The organism is Streptomyces sp. ME02-8801-2C (assembly GCF_033793965.1).
Taxonomy (GTDB): Bacteria; Actinomycetota; Actinomycetes; order Streptomycetales; family Streptomycetaceae; genus Streptomyces.
The window spans coordinates 71,975-89,179 of sequence record NZ_JARAXP010000020.1; the positions used below are offsets into that span (position 1 = coordinate 71,975).

Annotated in this window: 10 protein-coding genes; 3 read left to right on the forward strand and 7 right to left on the reverse strand. The window is 71.4% G+C overall.

What is annotated here, in order from left to right; translation table 11 throughout:
* Positions 1–237: 237 nt before the first annotated feature.
* Both PV396_RS38865 and PV396_RS38870 read left to right on the forward strand, forming a co-directional pair.
* Positions 238–519 carry a chorismate mutase gene (locus PV396_RS38865; protein ID WP_319212955.1) on the forward strand — a complete coding sequence of 94 codons (282 nt, stop codon included), beginning with the start codon at positions 238–240 and terminating at the stop codon, positions 517–519.
* Between the two features lie 710 nt (positions 520–1,229).
* A complete protein-coding gene (locus PV396_RS38870; RefSeq protein WP_319212957.1) occupies positions 1,230–2,264 on the forward strand; it encodes an LAETG motif-containing sortase-dependent surface protein in 1,035 nt (344 codons plus the stop codon).
* Between the two features lie 132 nt (positions 2,265–2,396).
* Here the strand turns inward: PV396_RS38870 and PV396_RS38875 are convergent, their stop codons facing one another.
* The 4 genes from PV396_RS38875 to PV396_RS38890 all read right to left on the reverse strand — a co-directional run bounded on the left by PV396_RS38875 (position 2,397) and on the right by PV396_RS38890 (position 9,396).
* Entirely contained in the window at positions 2,397–4,163 is a 1,767-nt protein-coding gene (locus tag PV396_RS38875; RefSeq protein ID WP_319212959.1) for a GMC family oxidoreductase, read from the reverse strand.
* Between the two features lie 53 nt (positions 4,164–4,216).
* Positions 4,217–5,848, reverse strand: coding sequence for a succinic semialdehyde dehydrogenase (locus tag PV396_RS38880; RefSeq protein WP_319212961.1), 1,632 nt, complete (start codon positions 5,846–5,848; stop codon positions 4,217–4,219).
* A gap of 183 nt (positions 5,849–6,031) precedes the next feature.
* Entirely contained in the window at positions 6,032–7,741 is a 1,710-nt protein-coding gene (locus tag PV396_RS38885; protein ID WP_319212997.1) for a serine/threonine-protein kinase, read from the reverse strand.
* A 161-nt stretch (positions 7,742–7,902) separates the two neighbouring features.
* Positions 7,903–9,396 carry a diacylglycerol/lipid kinase family protein gene (locus PV396_RS38890; RefSeq protein WP_416071558.1) on the reverse strand — a complete coding sequence of 498 codons (1,494 nt, stop codon included), beginning with the start codon at positions 9,394–9,396 and terminating at the stop codon, positions 7,903–7,905.
* A gap of 226 nt (positions 9,397–9,622) precedes the next feature.
* Between PV396_RS38890 and PV396_RS38895 the strand changes: the two genes are divergently transcribed.
* Positions 9,623–10,570, forward strand: coding sequence for a hypothetical protein (locus PV396_RS38895; RefSeq protein ID WP_319212963.1), 948 nt, complete (start codon positions 9,623–9,625; stop codon positions 10,568–10,570).
* A 25-nt stretch (positions 10,571–10,595) separates the two neighbouring features.
* On the opposite strand, the gene PV396_RS38900 is transcribed toward PV396_RS38895, so the two are convergent.
* The 3 genes from PV396_RS38900 to PV396_RS38910 all read right to left on the reverse strand — a co-directional run bounded on the left by PV396_RS38900 (position 10,596) and on the right by PV396_RS38910 (position 17,166).
* Complete coding sequence (locus tag PV396_RS38900) at positions 10,596–12,293, reverse strand: serine/threonine-protein kinase (protein WP_319212965.1); 1,698 nt, start codon at positions 12,291–12,293, stop codon at positions 10,596–10,598.
* A gap of 95 nt (positions 12,294–12,388) precedes the next feature.
* Positions 12,389–14,050, reverse strand: a complete 1,662-nt coding sequence (locus PV396_RS38905) for a serine/threonine-protein kinase (protein ID WP_319213001.1) — start codon at positions 14,048–14,050, stop codon at positions 12,389–12,391.
* A gap of 131 nt (positions 14,051–14,181) precedes the next feature.
* Positions 14,182–17,166 carry a protein kinase domain-containing protein gene (locus PV396_RS38910; RefSeq protein ID WP_319212967.1) on the reverse strand — a complete coding sequence of 995 codons (2,985 nt, stop codon included), beginning with the start codon at positions 17,164–17,166 and terminating at the stop codon, positions 14,182–14,184.
* Between the last annotated feature and the right edge of the window lie 39 nt (positions 17,167–17,205).

Below are 17,205 nucleotides of genomic sequence, written 5' to 3' on the forward strand. Positions count from 1 at the left end.
CGCCAGGAAAAGCCCCGCCTTGGAAAGGCGCCCGTCCCCGTGCATACTGGCCCCCATGTTCACGCACACGGCGACCTTCGTCTTTACCTATGGCAACCGGCCCACCGGCTGCCATGGTCGTGCTGCTTGAGCAACTGACAAGCGACTTCCCAGGCGCCCCGGGCCGACAAGGCCCGGGGCGCCTGTCGTTTCCGGGTCACGCCGGTCCGGGGCACCCTTTCCGACAAGGAGCCCCCGATGACCTCTCTCGATGTGACCGGTGCCCGTACCTCCGAGGCCGCCGATGTGATCGCCGGTGCACGGGAACGCATCGACGCGCTGGACGACCGGATCATCGGTCTCGTCCAGGAGCGAATGGCCGTGTCCGCGGTGATCCAGGAGTCGCGGATCGCCTCGGGCGGGCGGCGCGTGAACCTGTCCCGCGAGATGGACGTCCTCAGCCACTACCGGGACGCGCTGGGCCGGCCCGGCACCTCCCTCGCCATGACGTTGCTGGAGCTGTGCCGGGGTCGTATCTGAGTTCGGGCACCGTCTCACCCGTCCGGTGCGTGACCGGCGTACGCGCCTTTCGTTGGTACTGGTGTCCGTGCCAGCCAGGGGCGGGCCCGCACAAACCACGCGTGGCTCCAGGGTTGTGACCGGACGGCAGGGGACAGCAGCCCGGTCACCCCAGAGAACGGTCGGCTCCGGGGACGCCCGGGGCCGACCGGCACAGCACAGTCGACTGCAAGCACAAGGGCCAAAAAGTACGAGCCCGGGTCAAAAGGTTGCGTACTCCGCGACCTTCCAGCACGATGCAAGAACAAACCAAGCGGCAACCCCAAGTCCCTTGGCGGGCAAGTGCATTGCCTCGCAACCTACGACCGCCATTGGTCCAGACCATGCGTGCGCCCCCCTCGCACGCCGGGCGCGGACCATGGATGCAGACCATCAATGCGGCGCAACCCCCCGGCGCCGCTTCCCCCAGGCACCGGCGCTGCCCTGACGCCGGTGCTGACGGAGAAGGGCCCCGCGGCTCCGCCCCGCGGGGCCCTTTGCCATTGCCACTCCCGGCGACCGAAAGCCTCTCGTCGACCGCATCACCCTCGCCGCCTCGAATGTGACCCAGCACACATAAGTTTTCTGTGAGCGAAGAGCAACCATTCACAGCGGCCGCATGTCACACGTTCAGAACCAGGGGTCACGTCCCGTGCCCCTCACCTGGAACGTCCTGAGGTCTTGAGGTCTTCATGAAGCTTCGCCGTGCCATGGCCGCAGCAGCGGCGACGGCTGTCATAGCCCCGCTCGCCCTGCTGTCCGCGCCCTACGCGTTCGCCGAAGGCTCGCCCTCGGCCACCCCGACCGAGACCGTCACCGAGACGCCCTCGCAGACACCGAGCGACACGGCTTCGGCGACGCCCACGGACTCCGCGCCCAGTGGCTCCAGCCTGCCGTCCGACGGCCCGTCGTCGAGCAGCGCCTCGCCGAGTGTGAGCACGAGCGAGTCCACCTCGCCCTCACCGTCGCCGTCCGTCTCCGCCTCGGTCTCCGCCGAGCCGAGCGAGGAGCCGTCCGACCCGGACGTCCCGTTCTGCGAGGACCTCGACGAGAGCTACAGCAACGCCCGGGTGTCCGCCGACATCAAGGGCCTGCCGGGCAAGATCGTCGCGGGTGACGGTTTCCACAACTTCAAGCTGATCGTCACCAACGACTCGTCGGCCGACATCAAGGGCGTCGCCTTCTACGCCGAGGTCGAGAACTACGAGGTCGACGAGGCGAAGTTCCTGAGCCCGTACGTCGACCTGGAGTTCAAGAACCCCGAGACCGGCGCCTGGGACCGGGTCGGCGACGACGAGTGGGCCGGCGACTACTTCTTCTACGTCGACAAGCTGAAGGGCAAGGCGAGCCAGTCCGTCGACCTGCGCCTCAGCATCGCCAAGGGAGCCCCCGCGGGCGACGCCTACTCCTTCGGCTCCGGCGCCTACATCGACAACGTCGACGGCCAGGACTGCATCGCCGAGGGCTGGGCCCAGTACGACTTCCGGGTCCTGAAGGCCGGCGCCCCGAACACCGACCCGGGTACGGCCACGCCGAGCGACAACGGCTCCAAGGACTCGCCCCACAAGCCCCAGGGTGACGTCTCCGCCCTGCCGACCGGCAACCTCGCCGACACCGGCTCCAGCTCCGCCCTGCCGATGATCGGCCTGGTCGGCGGTGTCGCCGTCGTCGCCGGCGCGGGCGCGGTGTTCGCGATGCGTCGCCGCAAGGCGGGCACGGAGGCGTAAGCCTCCGGCACGAACTAGAGAAGGACCTGCGCTCGGAGGGGGGCGCGGGTCCTTCTCTTATTTTCTGGACCTACTGTTCTGAACCTACGTGTGCGTGTTCTGAACCTATGTGTGCGTGTTCCGAACCTGCCGCTACGCCTTCTTCGGCACCGTCGGTATGCCCAGGAACGGCAGGCGCAGGGCGCCGAACGCGTCCGCCGGGACCGCCGGTGCCTTCGGCTCGACCGGTTGCAGTCGCTCGTACGCGGCACCCTGGGCCGGGCGCGGGTCCGCCTCGTCCTTGTTCGGCCAGTACGACATCGCGCGTTCGGCCTGGGCGGTGATCGTGAGGGACGGGTTGACACCCAGGTTCGCGGAGACCGCGGCGCCGTCGACCACCGAGATGCCCTCGTGGCCGTACAGGCGGTGGTAGGGGTCGATCACGCCCGTCTCCCGTGAGCCGCCGATCGGGCAGCCGCCGAGGAAGTGGGCGGTCAACGGCATGCCCATCAGCTCGCCCACGTTGCTGCCGGCGAAGCCGTTGATCTCCGCGGCGAGAGCCGTGGCGCTGTCCGTCGCCGCCCTGATCTGCTTGGGGTTGGGGGAGCCATGACCCTGACGGGCCGTCAAAAGGCCTCTGCCCGCGCCCTTCGGCTTCAGATAGGTGGTCAGTGAGTTGTCCAGGGACTGCATCACCAGGCCGATGATGGTCCGTTCCGACCAGCGGCGGTTGGAGATCGAGCGCAGGACGAGAAGAGGGTGGCGGGCGGCGTTCGCCAGCCAGCCCAGGGCCCTCGACGACCCTTCCGCGTAAGGGACTTGGAGGATGGACAGACCGCCCATCGAGTTCGATCCCTTGCCGTAGCGGACCGGTTCGACGTGGGTGTTCTCGTCGGGATGGATCGAGGACGTGATGGCGACTCCGCGCGTGAAGTCGGCCTTCGTCTCCCCGGTCGCTCTGCGGTAGCGGCGGTCGTCGGTCTGCGCGCCGACCAGCGCCTCCGAGTTGGTACGGGTCAGCTCGCCCAACCGGTCGGAGAGGTACGGGAGTTGACCGCCCGCCTTCATCCGGTGCAGCAGGGTCTGAGTGCCGTACGTACCGGCCGCGAGGACGACACGGCGGGCGGTGAAGGTCCGGCCCCCGCTCTTCTTCGCGTCGGTGGGGAGGGTGGCGACCGCGTAGCCGCCGCGCGAGTCGTCCGTGACGGACACGACCGTCGTCAGCGGGTGGACGACCGCGCCCGCCTTCTCGGCGAGGTAGAGGTAGTTCTCGTTGAGGGTGTTCTTCGCGCCGTGCCGGCAGCCCGTCATGCACTCACCGCACTCGGTGCACGCCTTGCGGGCGGGCCCCGCGCCGCCGAAGTAGGGGTCGGGGGTCTCCTCCCCCGGCCGCACCTCGGCCGCTCCCTCCGCGTCCGCGCCGTCCCCGAAGAAGACGCCCACCGGCGCCATGTGGAAGGTGTCGCCGACGCCCATCCGCTCGGCCGCCGCCTTGAGATGGACGTCGGACGGGGTCATCGTCGGGTTGAGCCGTACGCCGAGCATGCGCCGGGCCTGGTCGTAGTACGGGCGGAGCTCCTCCTGCCAGTCGGTGATGTCACGCCACTGCGGGTCGTCGAAGAACTGCTTCGGCGGTACGTAGAGGGTGTTGGCGTAGTTCAGCGAACCTCCGCCGACACCCGCGCCCGCCAGCACCATCACGTTGCCCAGCAGATGGATGCGCTGAATGCCGTACATCCCGAGCCTGGGCGCCCACAGGTAGTTCTTCAGGTCCCAGGAGTTGCGGGGAAGCGTGTCGCGCGTGAAACGGCGGCCCGCCTCCAGTACGCCGACCCGGTACCCCTTCTCGGTCAGGCGCAGGGCGGTGACGGAACCGCCGAAGCCGGAACCCACCACGATGACGTCGTAGTCGTACGACACTTGCTCTCCTCGTTGAGAACAGACCTTGCTGGACGCGGCCCTCGAGGCGGGCCCTACCGCAGCCTCAGTGCCTTCATCACCTTGAGGCTCCTGCTCATGAACTCCGCGTACTTCTCGTCGTCCATGCCCAGGGCGGGAGCCAGCGGCAGCAGTCTCTGCTGGGCGACCGTCTGGGCCTCGGTGTACTTGAGGATGCCCTCGGAGCCGTGGCGGCGGCCGAGCCCGGAGTCCTTCATGCCGCCCATCGGCGACTGGACACTGCCGTACGCCGCCGCGTAGCCCTCGTTGACGTTGACCGTGCCGCAGCGCACGCGGGCGGCGACGGCGCGGCCACGGGCGCCGTTCTTCGTCCAGACCGAGGAATTCAGGCCGTACGGCGTGGAGTTGGCGAGGGCCACCGCCTCGTCGTCCGTCTTGAAGCGGTAGATCGAGACAACCGGTCCGAAGGTCTCCTCCGAGCAGATGGCCATCGGGGTCTCGACGCCGTCGAGGATGGTCGGCTCGTAGAAGTACGGGCCGATGTCCGGGCGGGCGGTGCCGCCCGCGATGACCTTCGCGCCCTTCGCGACCGCCTCGTCCACGTGCCGCGTCACCGTCTCCAACTGGCGCTCGCCGACCAGCGAACCCATGTCGGCGCCGTACGCCAGGGACTTGCCGAGCCGCATCGCCTTGGTGCGGGCGGCGAAGCGCTCGACGAACGCGTCCGCGATCGACTCGTGGACGTACAACCGCTCGATGGAGATACAGAGTTGACCGGCGGAGGAGAAGCAGGCCCGGACCGCGCCCGCCGCCGCCTTCTCTATGTCGGCGTCGTCCAGGACCAACATGGCGTTCTTGCCGCCGAGTTCGAGCGAAACGCCGACCAGACGCGCGGCGGCGCCCTGCGCGACCTCGCGGCCGGTGCGGGTGGAGCCGGTGAAGGAGACGTAGTCGGCGTGCTTGACGACCTCGGGGCCGACGACCGGGCCCTCGCCGAGGACGACCTGGAAGACATCCGCGGGCAGCCCGGCCTCGATCAGCAGGTCCCGGGCCCACAGGGCCGTCAGACCGGTCTCCGTGTCCGGCTTCATCACGACCGCGTTGCCCGCGACGAAGGCGGGGATCGCGTCGCCGACCGACAGCTCCAGCGGGTAGTTCCAGGGTGCGATCTGGCCGACCACCCCGCGCGCGTGGCGCAGTTCGGTGACCTTGGTGAGGGTGGGCATCGCGCCGGCGTGCCGCTTCGGCCTCAGATACCGGGAAGCCATGCGGCCGTAGTGACGGGCGGCCACGGCGACGGCCTGGACCTCCTCGTGGGCGTGCAGGCGGGCCTTGCCGGTCTCCAGCTGGATGAGGTCGAGGACCTCGGCCTGGCGTTCCAGCACCAGGTCGTGGAAGCGGAGCAGCACGGCCGCGCGCTGCCGTACGGGGGTCTGCTCCCAGACGGCCTGCGCGGCGCGGGCCCGCTCGTACGCCTTCTCCACGTCCTCGGGGGTCGACTCGGGCAGGTCGGCCAGCTTCTCGCCGGTGAACGGGGTGTGGTTGGCGGTGCGACCGGAGCCGACGACACCCTTGGTGAGCTGGGCGACCAGCTCGGGGGTGACCACGTCGGCGGCGGTGCGGGCGCCTGTGGGCGCGGGTGCCAGGGGGTTCGTACCGGTGGGGGCGTCGGTGCCGGGCTTTACCGGGGCCTGCGAGTCCGTCATGAGCCGCAGGGTATGACGGACTCGCAGGCTTTGGATACCCATGGGTAACTCGGATTCACCGGCCTCGCAGGCCAGCGGTCATGCTGCCAGTGATCACTGGCAACGAATCCGCTGATCAGGGCGTTGGCCGTGCGGGGTCGTACCGTCTGCCCGGCAGGCACAGCGCGATAAATCACTTCTGGGTCACTGCCGCAGGATCTTCAGTTGGTCGCGCGCCCCCTTGAAGACGTCCATCCCCCGCTTCTCGTTCGCCGTCCCCTTGGGCATGTCGACTCGCAGCTCGTACAGCCTTCCGTCGTCGGTGAGGATCTCCACCTGCATGACGCGGACGAGCCTGCCCTCGGTGTCGTAGGTGGTGTCGGCCTGGACTGCCTCGTAGCCGGCGACGGTCGTGTCGGTGTACTGGGTGTGCGACTGGCCGTATCCCGACCAGGTTTCGGCGGCCTCCTGCGCCTGGCCGAGCGGCGAGCGGGGCGCCTTGTCCCACAGGGTGAGGCGGACCTGGATGACCGCGTCGTTGTCGTAGATCGCCATCCGGGGCTGGTCGACGGCGTCGCCCTGCTCATGGAAACGGACGTACTGGCGGGGCAGGGCGAGGACCGCCTTCAGGTCCTTCTCGTCGTGGGCCAGCCAGCTGTCGAGGGTCGGCAGCACCTCCGTCGGCGCGGGCACGGAGGTGGGTACGCCACCCGAGGTGCCGCTCGGCTCGCGCACCTCGGCCGCCGGGTCCCCGCCGCTGGTCTCGAGGATCGTGTTCTCGACCAGCATGCCCGCACCCACGAGCGCGACGGCGGCGGCCAGGACCGCGAGGGTGACCCGCAGAGGGCGCCGACGGCGCGGCGGCTTCGGGGCGGGTAGCGCCGTGGCGCGGGTCTCGGCGGAGGGCTTTGGGGCGGGCGCCTCGGGTACGGGGGTGCCGGAGGCGGGGGTGCCGGGTGCGGCCGTCTCGGGCCCGGGGTCGGACTGAGACTCGGGCGCGGGCGCGGTTGTTGGTGCTGGTGCTGGTGCTGGCATCGATGTCGGCGACGGCGTCGCGCCGTCGGCCTTCAGGCGTACCGTCCCCTGGTCGTCCGCGAACTCCATTATCCCGGAGGGCTCCTGAGCCTTCGTCGACTCACCGCTCTCCGGCGCCTTCGGCAGCGGCCAGCCCTTCGCCACCGCCTCCAGGGCCGCCGTGACCTCGTCCGCGTCGGGGCGATCGGCAGGGTCCTTAGCCAGCATTCGTACGAGCAACGGGCCGAGCGGGCCCGCGTGTTGGGGCTGGACGGGCTCGGCGGCGAGGATCGCGGCGAGCGTGGACTCGAGGGTCGTACGGCGGAAGGGGGACCAGCCCTCGACGGCCGCGTACAGGAGTACGCCGAGCGACCACAGGTCGGAGGAGGGGCCCGCGCCCCGGCCCGACATGCGCTCGGGCGCGACGAACTCGAGGGAGCCGATGAACTCCCCGCTCATCGTGAGCGACTCCTCGCCCATGATGTGGGCGATTCCGAAGTCGGTGAGGACGACCCGGCCGTGCGGGCCGAGCAGCACGTTGGCGGGTTTCACGTCCCGGTGGACGATCCCGACGGAGTGCGCGGCGCGCAGCGCGCCGACCACGGCGAGGCCGATGCGCGCGGACTCGGCGGGCTCGAGGGCACCGCGCTGGAGCAGCTCGTGGAGGGACTCGCCGCGCACCAACTCCATGACGATCCAGGGGAGTCCGTCCTCGACGACGACATCGTGGACGGAGACGGCCGAAGGATGGTCGACACGTGCGGCGGCTCGCGCCTCACGGTGGAGACGGTGGGCGATCCGCTGGTGGGCGGCGTCCTGCGGGTCCCCGGGCAGCCTCGGCTGCTTGACGGCGACCTCACGCTCGACGAGTTCGTCCCGGGCCCGCCACACGGTGCCCATACCGCCGGAGCCGATGCGCTCGGTCAGCCGGTACCGGCCACCGACCAGCCGTCCTTCGTCGCCCTGGTTGCTCCGGCGGCTGCTCCCCCCGCGCTCCCCGCGCTCCCTGTTCTCCCTGCTCTCCTCGTTCCTGTCCGTGCCGCCGCCTTCCCCGTTGTTGCTCATGCCCCGTCCCTGTCCCGCGGGGCCGACGCCTGTCGACGCCGGTTCAGGGCCTCCGTCGTACGGCTGGGCAGCGCCGTACGGCCCACCGTCGCCGCCAGTTTGCGCAGCCGCCGCCAGTCCATGGGCGGCGTCGGGGCGGGTACGCCGGGCCGGTGCCGGGGGACGCGGACGCGCAGGGCGCCCGGTTCGACGCGGCAGCGGACCGGGGTGGGCAGGACGAGGGCCTCGCCGTCGAGGCCGACCTCGATCTCGGGCCGGTCGGCGTCGACGACGACCTCGTGGGCGGTGACGAGGGTCAGGCCGGTCGCGTACCGGCCGAGCAGCAGTTCGGCGGCCTGGGCCGCATCCTCGACCTTGATGCCGAGCACCCCGAGGACACCGGCGTCCAGCCGCTCGCGGCGGCCGAGGCCGGCGAAGTCGTCCATGCGGTACCGGTTGTTGCTGACCAGCACGGCCTGCGGCGCGTGCACGACCGTCTCCCCCGACTGCGTCGGCGACTGCGGGTACGCCCGCGCGGTCAGCGTCGCGCCGCGCTCGAACGTGAGCAGTTCGGGCAGCAGCCCCAGGGTGGTGCCGACCTTGTCGTCCCGGTAGGCGGGGCTCTGCACGATCGAGGCGTACGCGCCGAAGGAGGCGTTGTTGACGAAGGGACGGCTGTCCGTCGTACCGCCGTCGTCCGCGCCGCCGGCGCCGCTGTCGAGGAAGCCCAGGTCCACCTTCAGCTCCACCCCGCCCGCGTCGGTGAGGGCCTCGAGACAGGTCGCCGGGTCGTCCCGGTCGAGGCCGAGGTCCATGGCGAAGTGGTTGCGCGTACCGGCGGACACGACCAGGAAGGGCAGGCCGTGTTCGGCGGCGACGCCCGCGACGAGGGCCTGGGTGCCGTCACCGCCGGCCACGCCGAGCAGATCCGCGCCCGCCGCGACCGCTTCCCTGGCCAGGGCGACGACGTCCTCGGGCTCGGGCTTGTCGGGGTCGATCAGGTGGACGCGGGCGCCGAGCCGCTCCGCCTTCTCGCGCAGCCGGAAACGCTCGACCTTGCCGCCGCCCGAGCGCGGGTTCATGAGGAGGAAGGGCCGGACGGGCGCGGGCGCCTCGTACTCGCGGACCGGAACGACATGGGACCCGGTGCTGCTCAGCGCGAATTTGCCGGCCCACAGAGCGGCGCCCCACAGAACGAGGGAAGCTGTCGCCGGGCCCAGCAGGTTGGCGGCGGCGAAAATGGCGACGACGGCGACCGGGGTGGCGACGGCGAGCAGTGCTCCCACCGCCCGCACGAGGCCGCGCCGGGCGAGGGCCCACCACAGGCCGGCGGCGGTGAGTGCGGCCCCGCCCACGCTGACCGCGGCGAGCAGCAGGCTACTGAGGCCGGCCGACCCGATCGGCAGCAGTACGGCCAGCACTGCGGCCCCCAGCGCACCGCGCGCCGCCCAGCGCTGCCGGGCGTGCGCACGCCCCAACAGTTCGATGCCCACGCCGCTGCCCATGTCCATGTCGACGTTTTAGCAGAGTTCGTAATCAGCCCGCGCACGGAGGGAACAAAGCGGGCATTCAAGGGTGCCCGGCCCACCTCGCTGAGCTGGATCATCACGGTGCCCATACCTTGAAGGCACGATCAGGTCACGGTATGTTCACGATCCAGTCGACACGCATACCCGATAACGGCGCGCGCATTCGCATTGCACACTTCGCACTTCGCACTGTTTGGAGAACGTGACGATGACCGTGCCGGAAACGGATTCCCTCAGACAGTCCGAGACGGCGGAAACAGGGGAACGGACGGACCCAGAGATACGTCACCACATCACGAGGGCCGAACTGCGCGGCACCCGGGTGCGGTTGGCCGGGTCTGCGTATCTGCACCCGGTGCAGACCCACGACGTCACCACCGAACTCGTCCTGCGCGAGAGGGAGTCGGGAACGGAGTACCGGCTGCCCGTCACGCCTGCCACCGGTGCCGAGAAGGCCGGGTTCGAGGCGGACATCGACATCGACACCGTCGCCGACGGAGCACCCCTCGACGACGGGCTGTGGGACATCTCCCTCGCGGTCGGCGCCCAGGAGTTCACCCGCGAGGTGCGCATAGGCAGCAGCCGGGCCGACCGGCTCCCCGGCCGACCCGACGTACGGATCACGGAGACCGTACGCGGCAGGCGTGCGGTCACCCTCTACACCACCGTTCCGTACGGCAATTACACGATCGACCTCGGCGAACGCAAACACCCCGTGCTGAAGCGGATCACCTTCGGGAACATCCGCTGGCACGCGGGTCGGCCCACCGAGTTGCTGATCACCGGCCGCTGCACACTGGGCGCGTACCCGCGCGGAGCACTGACCGTGCACCTGAACAACGCGGACAACACGGCGAATACGGAGAACACGGCTGCCAGGGTCGTCCTCACCGCTGTACGGCCCCCGCACAGCGAGCAGTTCACCGTCCATGTGCCGGTCGCCGAGCTGGGACCGGGTGTGTGGAGCGGTGAACTACGGCTCGGAGAACGGGTGTTGCCCCTGCCCCAGCCGCCGAAGAACCTGGCTGCGGTCAAGTGGTGGCGTCGCAACGGACTTTGGCACGCGAAGTCGGTCAGCCGTCCAGGGGGCGGGTTCGCCCTGCGGGTGGGCAGGACAGGCAAGGCGGGGCTTCTCAGGGCGGCTGTCCGCCGCTGACCGCGCCGCCTCCGGTCAGGACGGATCAACCGCCGGCTACGAAGGTGCCCAAGGCGACATCGAAGTACTCCTTGGCCTCGCGCACCTTACCTACGGGCGCCGACACCCACACGTCGTACATCCGCCCGCCCTCCTCCCAGCACAGGTCGTACGTGTGCCTCGGCCCCTCCGCCGCGCTGAAGCCGTCCCAGGTGAACTCCCAGAGCGCGGCGGCGTGTTGGGCGTGCACCGTCTCGGTGACCCGGCCGTCGCGGTAGCCGGGGTTCGCGGAGGCCCCGCCCGCGTCGGCGCGCTTCATCACCGCGAGCGGGCCGCCCGGTTGGGGGGCGACGACCTTGATCCCGAGCCGGAAGGTCTCCCCCGGCGACAGATAGAAGACCCGCTCCTTCTGTTCGGTGCGCGTGAAGTCGTCCGGAACGGCGAGCGAGAAGCCGCGCGGGTCGCTGGCCAGGCGGTAACCGGAGGGGGCGGTCCGGGAAGAGGCGGAGGGCACGGTCGCACTGGGCGTCGCCGACGCGGCACTGGCGGACCTCGACGCCGTCGCCGTGGAGGTGCCGGGGTCGGTGGCCCTGCCCGACACCGTGGCCGTCGCGGTCGCCGTCGTCGTGCGCCCCGGCTTTCCGCCCTCGCCCTCCCCCGAGTTCATCAGCAGCGCCGCCGCGGAGACCCCCGCGCCGGCCAGCGCCGCGACCAGCACCGCGGCAACGAGCGCGGTCCGTCCCGCGGGCCGCGGCGACTGGTCCGCCGGGCCCACGCCAGCCGTACGGGCCGTGGCCGTACGGCGAAAAGGCGTCGGCGTCGCCTTCGCCTCCCGGCCGCCGGACTCCTCGCGCCGCTGGGTCTGGGTCTGCTGCCGGCCCGGGGTGTACCCGGCCGTCAGCTTCGGCGTCCGCCCGGTCGCCCGGAACGCCCGCAGCATCCGTTCCGCCTCCGCCGCGTCGAGGCGCCGCTCCGGATCGCGTTCGAGGAGCCCCCGTACGACGGGCAGGAGCGGCGCGGCCTGCGCCGGTGGCCGTACCTCGTCCATCACCACGGCGTGCAGGATGCCGCCCAACGAGTCGCGCCGGAACGGCGACTCGCCGCTCAGGGCCGTACACATGAGCGCGCCGAGCGACCACAGGTCGGACTCCGGGCCCGTTCTGACGCCGGACATCCGTTCGGGCGAGGTGTATTCGGGCGAGCCGACGAAGGAGCCGGTCTCGGTGAGCGTGGTGGCGCCCGCGACCTGGGCGATTCCGAAGTCGGTGAGGACGATCCGGTCGGTGGCGTCCTCGAGGAGCACGTTCGCGGGCTTGATGTCCCGGTGCAGCACACCTGCCGCGTGGGCGGTCCTGAGGGCGCCGAGCAGGGCGATGCCGATACGGGCGGCCTCGTCGGCGTCGACGGGACCGCGCTGGGAGATCCGGTCGGCGAGTGAGCCGCCGTCGATCAACTCCATGACGATGTAGGGGCGTTCGTCGTCCTCGACGACATCGTGCACGACGATGATGTGCGGGTGGCTCAACTGGGCGACCGCGCGCGCCTCACGCAGGGTGCGGTCGCGCCGCAGCCTGGCCTCGTCCGTGGAGAGGGAGGTGTCCTGCGTCAGCTCCTTGACCGCGACCCGCCGTTCGAGCAGCTGGTCGGTCGCCCGCCAGACGACACCCATGCCGCCCCGGCCGACCCTCGCCTCCAGGCGGTACCGCCCGGCGATCACACGGATGCTCTCCCCCTCGGTCCCCATGAGCCACATCATGCACCACCGGAGGACAGGACTCCGGGATGGTGTCCTGCGGATGACCGACAACCGCCGTACCAGGCACGTTGCGTCGGGCTCGGTCAGCCGGAGCCCGGGCGCCATCCGCGCAGTACCGCCGTGAACTGCTCGCGCGCGGTCGCCCAGTCGGCCGCCGGAGCGGACATGTAGATCAGGTACTCGGCCCCGTCCCGGCCGAGATACGCCTGCTCGATGGCCCGCCGCGGCCCCGGAAAGGCCGAGTCCTTGGCCAGCGCGGTCCAGGTGAAGTCCCAGAGAGAACCCTTGCGGTCACGGTAGATGTTCGATTCCAGGCTCACTGTCCTGTAGTCGCGGAGCCTCTTGAGCTGCTCCTCCAGGTCGAGTTGGTGGAGGTAGGGGTCGTCGAAGTCCGGCGACTTGTCGATGGCGATGCGCAGGAAGTGGTCCCCGCCGTCGGGCGAGTAGTCGATCTGGCCGTTGGTCTCCGTCCGCGTCCACCCCTTGGGCAGCGAGAGGCTGAAACCTGCCGGATCGTCGACCCGCACCCAGTCCTTCGGCACGCTGTTCGGCACGCCGGTGGGCTCCCCACCCCCGGCAGGAGCAGACGCGGTAGCTGAAGAAGATCCGGCCGGAGTACCGGACCCGGTACCGGACGCAGGGGCCGGAGCAGCCGAATCGGCCTTCCGCGTCCCCGAGTTCCACTGGTGCAGAGCGACCGCCCCACCGCCGCCGACCAGCACGACCAGCGCGGCGACGAGGGCGATCGTACGACCCCGGCGAGACGACCTGGCCGGTCCTGCGGGCGCGAGGGCGATCCCCTGATGCGGCGTGGGTGAGCCGACCGCCGTCCCGCCTATCCGGAAGGTCCCGACCTCCCCCTCCCCCTCCCCCGGCGTCCGCACCGCCCCGGCGTGCAGCGTCGGCACGTACTGCTGGGCCGCGCGGGGCCGCCGCCCCTCCGCCGCCTCCGCGAGCATCTGCTCGGCCTCGGCCGCCCCCGGCCGTACCACGGGATCCTTGAGCAGCAGGGCCGTGATGACGGGCGCGAGCGGACCGGCATACGTCGGCTGGGTGAGCTCGTCCTCGACGACCGCCTGCATCGTGGTCAACGGGGAGGTGCGGCGGAACGGGGAGCGGCCCTCGACCGCCGTGTACAGCGTGGCCCCGAGCGCCCACAGGTCCGAGGACGGCCCCGGGTCCTCGCCGCGCAGCCGTTCCGGAGCGAGGTAGTCGACCGAGCCGACGATCTCTCCCGTACGGGTGATGGTCGTGTCCCCCTCGACCTGCGCGATGCCGAAGTCGGTGAGCAGCACGCGGCCGTCCTGGGAGAGCAGGACGTTGCCGGGCTTGACGTCCCGGTGCAGCACACCGGCGGTGTGCGCGGCTGTCAGCGCGCGCAGCACCCACAGGCCGATCCTGGCGGCCTCGCGCGGGTCGAGCCGCCCGATGTCCTTGACCTCGTCGGCCAGCGAGTTGCCCTCGACGAGCTCCATCACGATCCACGGCCGGCCGTCGTGTTCGAGTACGTCGTGCAGGGTGACGACGGCGGAGTGGTTGATCCGCGCCGCCGCGCGGGCCTCGGCACGGGTGCGGGCGAGCAGAACGGCCTGTTCGCTCTCGGACACGTACAGCGCGGCCGTCAGTTCCTTGATGGCGACGGCACGGTGCAGCAGCTCGTCGTGCGCACGCCACACCCGGCCCATGCCCCCGCTGCCGATGACATCGACGAGCCGGTAGCGGCCCGCGAGGAGCAGGCCCTGCATCTCATTCACGTTTCCCCGCAATGGTCTGGACAGGGGCAACCCTAAGGAGAGCCCCCGCCGGAGGGAACCGCAGGGGGCCGTACAGGGACAGCACTGTGACGCTTCCGCCCGCCGGACAGGCAGACTCCCTGTCAGCCGGTGAACTGGTAGGTGGCCGACGCCTGCTCGTACAAGCGCGTCACCTCGTCCCGCTCGGCCTCCGGTCCGCGCACCTGAACCACGTGATACCGCCCGTCGACGATGATCGCGAGATTGCGCACGAACACCTCACTCCCGGAGCTGTTCTGCCAGGTGAACTGTCCCTCGGCCATGGTCCGTCCACCCACCTCGATGGTCCGCATCCCGCTGGACGTGGCCCACGTGGAGTCGCGGAACGGCTGCAACTCGTACTCCCGCTCCCGCTGGTACGCCATCGGATCGGCGCCGTCCGCCTTCGTGGTGTCACGGCCGGGTACGACGATGAGCTGGAACGAGCCGTGCGAGTAGACGACTTGCCCGCGCCCGTTCTTGCCCGTCCGGTCCCAGCCGTTGGCCACGGCTATCCGGAAGCCCTCGGGGTCGGCGCGCACGGTGAAACCGGCGGCGGCACCGGGACCTGCGGTCGCCCCGTCGGACGAGCCGGACGTCCCGGTCGAACCGGCCGACGGGGACGAGCTGTTGCCCTTCCCGCTGCTCGGCGAGGTCTGCTCGGGCCGCGGCTCGCTGCTCGCGTCCGGGTTGTCGGCAGACTGCTCCGGCGCGGCACTCACGTCCCCGGCGGAACCCGTCCGCTGCCCGTCCTGAGCTCCGTCGCTCTTGGCCTTCGGCATGAAGAACATGGCGTACGCGATCGCCGCGGCCAGCGCCAGCAGTATCAGGAGGAGCAGGTTGCGGCCCAGTTTTCGCGGCGCCTTCTGCTCCTGTCTGCCGCGCTTGTGCCGGCCGTGCGGACCGGTCGCGGGCAGGCCCGCCCGGCGCCTGCGCACCAGCTCGCCCCGGCGCCGTACGATCGGCAGCCGGCGCGGATCGGTGGGCGGCGCGGCGACGAGATGCGCCCCGGCCTCCGGCTCCGGCGCCGACCGGACGAGGGAGCGCAGCCAGCCGTTCAACTCCTCGAAGTCGAGGCGCTCGGTGGGGTCCTGCCGCAACAGCGACTCCACGACGGGCCTGAGTGGACCGCACTCCTCCGCGAAGGCGGGCGGCTCGGCACACACCAGCTGCACCAGCTCGGCCGTCGACTCCTCCGGGTAGGGCGCATGCCCCTGTACGGCCCTGAAGAGCAGCGCGCCGAGCGCCCACAGGTCGGTCGCGGGACCGATGGGCGGGGCCAGCTGCCAGTTCTCGTGCACGGGACCGGCCTGCTCCGGCGCCCAACGCTCGGTCACCGCCCCGACGACAGCCATCCGGGCCTGCCGCGCCCGCTCGGCGGCCAGCGCGGTGGTGGGACCCCGCCTGGGGACATCGGCGACGGCCGTGCCTCCCCAGCGACCCGTCGGCTGGTCCGGGACGCGGTCCGCCGGCTGGGGCTGGTCCTGGGGGTGGCCGTGAGTGAGCGGGCCGGTCGGCTGCTGCGGAACGCTGTCGGCGCCCCTGCCCGGCATGGCGTCGCTTCTTCCGGTGGGAAGAGCGGTGCGCCCCTGCCCGGCATCTCCGGGCGCGGGAGCGGCGGCCCCGTTCCAGGCAGTCGTCGTCCGTACGCCGTAGGGGTCGGCGATCTGCCCCGGAGGCGGAGTGGCCGGCACCCGCTCCACACCGGTGCCGTAGGCGCCGCCGGCGGTGTCACCGCCCGCCTCGATCGAGGGCCGGGCGCCGGGCAGCGCGGCCCGCCCGCTCTGCTCGGCCTCCTGAACCCGGGCCGCGGCCCGAGCACCCGCCCGATACGCGGCGATCGCCCCGGCCCGCGCCGCCCGAATGTCCCCCCCGGTCTCCAACGCCCGCCGCTCACCCCCGGCGGCCCCTCCATTGCTCCCCTCGACGCCAGGCACCCCACCACCGGCCCGCGCCTCGATGGCAGCACGCCGAGCAGCCTCCGCATCCGCCGCGGCATCCCCCGCGAACGTCCCCCCGGCAACCCCGTAACCCCCACCAGGACGCCCACCCGGAGCACCGGCCCCGGGCATCCCGCCATCAGCCCGCGCCTCAATAGCGGCACGCCGAGCAGCCTCGGGGTCGACAGTGGAATCCCCGGCGAACGTCCCCCCGGGAACCCCATAACCCCCGACAACCCGCTCCGGACCGCCCGCTCTACCGCCGGTCAAGCCCTGCGGCCTCACCACGCCCGGGCCACCCGCCGGCGACCCCGGTGACTGTCCGTACCCACCGCTGCCGCCCGCCGAACCCATCCCGGTGCGCGCCTCGATGGCGGCCCGCCGGGCAGCCTCGACATCCCCGGCGAACGTACCCCCGACGACTCCGTAACCCCCGCCACCGGCGGCGGCACCGACTGCCGTGCCCGCACCCCCGACGGCCTTGGCGTCCTCAGGCGCCCCGGCCGTACCACCCGTCCCCGGCGCGTCCCGGCCCGGTACCGGGTCGTACCCGCACAGGGCCTCTTCCGCGGCCCCGGCCGCCAGCCCGGTGAGCATCACCCGCCCGTCGTCGCAGACAAGAACCGTGCGCTCGGTGATGTTGCGGTGCACCCAGCCGTGGGCGTGCAGCACCCGCAGGGCCATGAGGACATCGGCGGCGACCTCGGCCGCGCGGTACGGCGTCAGCGGCTTCTCGGCGAGCAGCGATTCCAGCGACCTGGCCGGCACCAGTTCACTCACTATCCACAATGAGCCACCCTGCGCGAACACGTCGAAGACCTGGTCGAGCCGTGGGTGGTCAGGGATGGAGGCGGCGGCCTGCGCGGCCTCGATGGCCCGCCGTACGGCCGGATCGCTGGGCCGGCGAGTGGCTGCGGACCGCGCGGCAGCGCCTCGCGCCCGACCGTCCCGCGCCACGAATCCGTCCGGCAGCCCGTTCGCGTCGAGCACCTCGGCCTCGACGACTTCGGGCAACGGCACCTGCCTGACCAGGACTTCCTGCCCGCTGTACGTGTCGAAGGCCCGGATCTCGGACTGCTCGAACTCATCGGTCGGCGGCAACGGCAGGCGATAGCGGTCGGCGAGTACCCGCCCCGCATATTCCTCCACGATGCCTCCCCCGACCGGCCGGCTGCTCAATTCCGTTCG